The sequence below is a fragment of the Anaerolineales bacterium genome, assembly GCA_022866145.1.
In the GTDB taxonomy this organism is placed as follows: domain Bacteria; phylum Chloroflexota; class Anaerolineae; order Anaerolineales; family E44-bin32; genus PFL42.
Map to the genome: position 1 here is coordinate 1 of JALHUE010000047.1, position 4811 is coordinate 4811.

The window sequence follows — 4811 nt, forward strand, 5'->3', positions numbered from 1 at the left end:
CCGCCAGCCGAGTCGGCTTCAGCGAGTTGTTAGGCTGCTGAAGATCCCCGCTCGACCTACTCCCCGGAATGCCCGGACCTGATTCTCTTGATCTCCTGCCAGAAGTCATTCGCGTCTTGCCGTGCAGCGATGTCAGACATCGGCCCCGATGATCCTCCCGGCACGAAGCTGAAAGGAAAGTGATCCGCGATGCCGCTCGATTCGGCCGCTTTGAGAAACGATGAGCTTGGTCGAATTGTGCGGCCGGGCCAGTTGCCGTGGTGGATGAAGTAGCCGTAGGCTTCCCCAGCCTCGTGGTCGAAGGCCAAGATGTACAGTTCCTGGTCGATGGCGCTAGCAGGCGGATCGATCCTTGGCAGATCAACGACGTAGGTCGTTACGCCAGCCCCGTCGGAGGAAAGCACTAGCGGTGGTTCCGTCTTCTGGAGCAGGGACGCGGGAAGGATCCCTTGGAAGGCATCAGGTGAAACCCTGCACCAGGTATTTGGAGGGCAGAGTCCCGCCCAATTCGGGAATTCGGAGTACGGCCTGCCATGCGGAGAAGTCTTCATGCGGGATCCAACGGAGGCCGACGGTGACAGCAGCCTAACGTCTTACGGATAACCTGCGAGCGAAGCGAGTCAGGTTGGTCCGTTTGTTAGGCGGGAAACCCCTGGGAGCGCTACGGCACGGTGATGACCACGTTGCCGCGTTTGTGTCCGGTGTCGACGTAGCTATGCGCATCGACGATGTCGTCCAGCGCATAGCTACGGTCGATCACGGGCCTGATCTCACCCTTTGCGGCCAGATCGCCGAGCAACACCAGGTCTTCACCACGAAGATTCGGTGTCCCGTCGTCTACCGAGATGCAGGCTCCGCCCGGAGCCAGCACTTGCCGGCAGTGCCGGAGAGCCGCAGCGCCCTTCTTCTTGCCGACGGCGTCGAAGATCAGGTCGTAACGCTCCGTCCCGTCCACGAAGTCCTCGACGGTGTAGTCGACCACTCTCGTGGCGCCGAGAGATGCCACGAGCTCCACGTTCGCGGTACTGCAGACACCCGTGACCTCCGCGCCGAGATGCCGGGCAAGCTGTACGGCCGACGTGCCCACGGCCCCAGATGCTCCAAAGACGAGGACGCTTTTTCCCGCTCGAACGCCGGCCTTGCGCAGGAAGTGGAGAGCGAGGAGGCCACCATAGGGGATGGCCGCCGACTCTTCATCGGTGAGGTTGGCCGGTCGTAGGGCCAGAAGTCCGTCCTCCGGCCAGCACACATACTGCGCATAGGTTCCGAAGAGATGTCGATTGAAGCCGAACACCCGCTCGCCCACTTCGAATGACTTGGCGTCCGGCCCGACCGAGTCCACTTCCCCTGAGAGCACCATGCCGAGCACCGGTTGCCTGGGCCCATTCCAGCCGATCGCTAGTCGCGCCATCATCCGGTACGCGGGAGACAGCCTGAGGCCCCGGAGGTAGCAGTCACTCGATGTCACGGCGGTAGCCAGGATGCGTATGCGCACCTCGTTCTTACGGGGGACTGGAGTCGCGAGTTCCTCGAGCCGCAGAACCTCGGGCGAACCGTACCGCGTGCAGACGACTGCTTGCATTCTGAGTCCTTTCAGACTACGGATCCGCGTGTCGCTTCTCCATCGAACATCGTTGCGCTTCAGCTGCAATACGCCGCCGCGCTACGCCCGAACTCGAGGGTACCATTCGGGCGGCGTATTGACTGCTGGAAGCGCTTGCTACGTGGGCGCCTGCGCTAGTCTGTGTCGGTCTTGGTAGACCCGGAAGCAATTGCGGATGGGTTGAATCCTTTGAGGATCAGCCACACCGCCAGAACCATTTCCTGCAAGGCGATCGGGAGAGCCAACAGCAGCTGCATACCTGAAGGTCCTGAAGGTCTTTCGCCGAAGGCGATCAATAGAACCATTGAGAACAACAATGCAATGGCGACCAGGCCCCAACCTGATAGCCAGCGAGGAATGAGTCTTGATTGATAAAGGACGTAGTAGTACATCAGAGCGCCCAAGCAGAAGAAAAGCACTCCATACACGAAGCCCGCCCAATTACGTACTGCGAGAATCAAGGTGCCTAGGACTTGAAGGGTTGGAGCAGCCTGAGGCCCTGCGCTTGCGTACTCCTGACCTAGTGACAATAGAGAGAGCAAGCCGAGTGCGGCGACAATGTAGAACACTCCCTCAACAAGCCTGAAACCAACTGACCCAAGAGCTAGCCCTTCATTGTGTTTCCGCAAGACGGGGTACAGCGCAATCGCGATGCCGGCACTTGCGGCAGCCGCGACAAACTTAAGAAGCGCTCCGAGCACTACCAGGTTCTTGTTTGCAGCAATCTGAACAAGGTAGTCCGGAGCACCCACAACGGAGCCCGTAAGACCAGTGCCCAGTAGACCTGCAGCCGTCGCAGTTATGAATAGCGCCCCCACGATCCGTGCGGTCGTCTTGCTCGAATTCATTTCTGGACTCCTTTCCATTTCGGTATCCATACCCTCTGGGGAGCGACGCCCCCGATGAGGTCATAGGCCCGGCCCGTGATTCTGGCTACCTTGTCCTGCGCCAGGTAGTCGGTGATGTTGGGAGACATCCCGTTCCCTCCTCCCGTCGATGAGGCATGCCGACCGCGATTGATGGCAGTCTGTGCCTCTCAGCTCCCTGCATCATCGAGCAGCCTAACGGCCTCGAGCTAAGCCGCTCGGCGGCTCAGGCTCACCACCATTCTCGCGCCGCGCAGGCGGCAGGCCAACCTACCCGGCCTTTCCGCCCGCCAGCCGAGTCGGCTTCAGCGAGTTGTTAGGCTGCCTGTTGAAGCCTGTCGACAAGTTGCCCAGGGGTCATCGGGTGGGCATCACCTGCAGAAAGGAGCGTCGATGCCACTATACGCGCTGCCGATCCGCGCGCTGTTCCACATTTTGGAGAATCCCTATCGGAAAAGCCCTAGGGCCCGTAGGTCTTGGGCATCCCCGATGAAAGGAAGGGGTCGCAATCAAGAAAGCAGACATATAATGGCGCCAGATGTGTCGGTGTTGTTGGTTGCAGTAAGCCCGCGTCGTAAGGATCCGCTCATGAAGAAACCGGGCGCGCCCGCACAGAGGCGCACGAAACCGTCTGGACATACCACGAAATGGAGACGACTATGGCCAAGATTTTCGGAACTTCTGATGTGGGTAAGAAGAACATCGCCCTTGGGATCGCGTTGTTCGCAGTACTGGGCATTTTGGCGGGGATTCCCCTGACCATTAACTTCTTCGGTGGTTCGGTACTGACGCCTGAGCAGTACACAACCTGGAAGGTCGTACATGCGTATGGTGTGTTCCTGGGATTCATAGGCTACTTCTACGGGCTCCTGATAGATCGGCTCAATCTTTCGAGGCGGCAGAAGGAGCTGTCGAGCTGGTGCTTCCTACTTGCGGGTGTGATCGGCGGCTTCGGCAGGATGGCACTGGCGCTCTTCGGGGCCCTAGGCGCGTTCGGCGTGTTCGCTTCCCTGGGCGAGGTTGTCTTCTTTGTAGTCGGAACGGCTGTATTTGTGTTGGGCCAGATGCGAACGGGAAGACTTGCGAGTTCAGCCGAGGCAATCGCCCTCTAGGGATCATACAGGGAATTGCTTCTCCAACTGCAGGCATATGCGGGGCGGGGCGACGGCGCAGGCAGCCTAACAGCCTCGAGCTAAGCTGCCCGGCGGAAGCAGGCAAGTCCCCTTGCTTGTCGCGCATGCGGGCGGGCCGAGCGCCCTTCCCTATGCCCCAGCGCGCCGGGTCAGCTTCAGCGAGTTGTTAGGCCGCTCCGATTCGGGCTGACGGGCGGCGTCGTTTCACGCTTTCGGACCTTCCTTGATCGCCTCTCGAATCGCGGCCAACAGCACCCGCGGGTCGGGATAGTCCTCGCAGAAGTTGTACCGATACGCCAGCCGGACTTCACCAGCCGCGTCGATGACGAATTCGCCAGCCATCTGCCAGGGGCTGTCTACCGCGGGGCGGCCAGATTCGTGACGATCCCGCTGGAACTTGACTCCCGTCTCGTATTGTCGATCAAGGAATTCCTCTGGCGCGTCGAATAGGACCTGCGAGGGTTTACCTTCCAGGAGACCGTAGGCATCATAGACCCGATACTGGGGATCGCATAGGATCGGCACCGGTGGCAGCTGGTACTTCTCAGAATAGGCTACAGCTCGCTCTGGCTCGCCCTGCGCTATGATGACAACGCTGGCGCCGGCCTTGACGTAGCCGTCGTATTCCTGCTTCAGCCTGCTGCCTCGATCGACCCCGCAACTGCAGCCAAAGTGGCGCCAGAACAGCACCAGGAGGGGCTGACCCTTCCACAGGCTCGACAGCCTAATGGGGTTCGCTGAGGCGTCGGGCAGTTCGAAATCGGGGGCCTTATCCCCCACCTGCAATGGCACTCTGGACCAGCGAAGCCGGGTGGGGCCCCGCTTCCATGCCTCGAGCCACTCCTTCTCTGCGCGCTCAATCTGCGATTCCAAGATTGACGACATGACGGCCTCCCATGTGGCGACAGGCTGGATGCATCGGACTATGCGAAAGCCTCTCGGCTCGGAGCGGCCTAACGGCCTCGAGCTAAGCCGCTCGGCGGCTCAGGCTTCGGCCTCCATTCTATAGGAAGTGGGCAGGCCAGACGCGCCTGCGTTTTCGCCCGCCAGCCGAGTCGGCTTCAGCGGGTTGTTAGCCCGCCCTTTCCCGACTCAGTTGAGCCATGATTCTGCGCACCAAGGCACTGACCGCGATGAGATTCGATCCTTCGGCATCCGGGGCCAGACATGCGAGCGTGAGCGCAAGGCCAAACATGCTCAGATGGAATA

At 60.4% G+C, this 4811-nt stretch carries 5 protein-coding genes; 1 reads left to right on the forward strand and 4 read right to left on the reverse strand.

All coding sequences use genetic code 11. From position 1 onward, the window contains the following. Positions 1 to 56: 56 nt before the first annotated feature. The 3 genes from MUO23_01370 to MUO23_01380 form a co-directional block, all read right to left on the reverse strand. Positions 57 to 404, reverse strand: a complete 348-nt coding sequence (locus MUO23_01370; protein MCJ7511601.1) for a hypothetical protein — start codon at positions 402 to 404, stop codon at positions 57 to 59. A gap of 257 nt (positions 405 to 661) precedes the next feature. Then, positions 662 to 1495: an NAD(P)-dependent alcohol dehydrogenase gene (locus tag MUO23_01375; protein ID MCJ7511602.1), complete on the reverse strand. Its 834-nt coding sequence runs from the start codon at positions 1493 to 1495 to the stop codon at positions 662 to 664. Positions 1496 to 1737: 242 nt separating this feature from the next. Then, on the reverse strand, positions 1738 to 2451 hold the full coding sequence (locus tag MUO23_01380) for a DUF4386 domain-containing protein (protein ID MCJ7511603.1): 714 nt from the start codon (positions 2449 to 2451) through the stop codon (positions 1738 to 1740). A gap of 677 nt (positions 2452 to 3128) precedes the next feature. On the opposite strand from MUO23_01380, the gene MUO23_01385 reads away from it, so the two are divergent. After that, positions 3129 to 3581: a hypothetical protein gene (locus tag MUO23_01385; GenBank protein ID MCJ7511604.1), complete on the forward strand. Its 453-nt coding sequence runs from the start codon at positions 3129 to 3131 to the stop codon at positions 3579 to 3581. Between the two features lie 225 nt (positions 3582 to 3806). Here the strand turns inward: MUO23_01385 and MUO23_01390 are convergent, their stop codons facing one another. Then, on the reverse strand, positions 3807 to 4487 hold the full coding sequence (locus tag MUO23_01390; protein MCJ7511605.1) for an AhpC/TSA family protein: 681 nt from the start codon (positions 4485 to 4487) through the stop codon (positions 3807 to 3809). Between the last annotated feature and the right edge of the window lie 324 nt (positions 4488 to 4811).

Coding starts and splice junctions, on each gene's coding strand:
- MUO23_01390 (MCJ7511605.1), bottom strand. CDS start 4,487: ATGTCGTCAATCTTGGAATCGCAGATTGAGCGCGCAGAGAAGGAGTGG.
- MUO23_01385 (MCJ7511604.1), top strand. CDS start 3,129: ATGGCCAAGATTTTCGGAACTTCTGATGTGGGTAAGAAGAACATCGCC.
- MUO23_01380 (MCJ7511603.1), bottom strand. CDS start 2,451: ATGAATTCGAGCAAGACGACCGCACGGATCGTGGGGGCGCTATTCATA.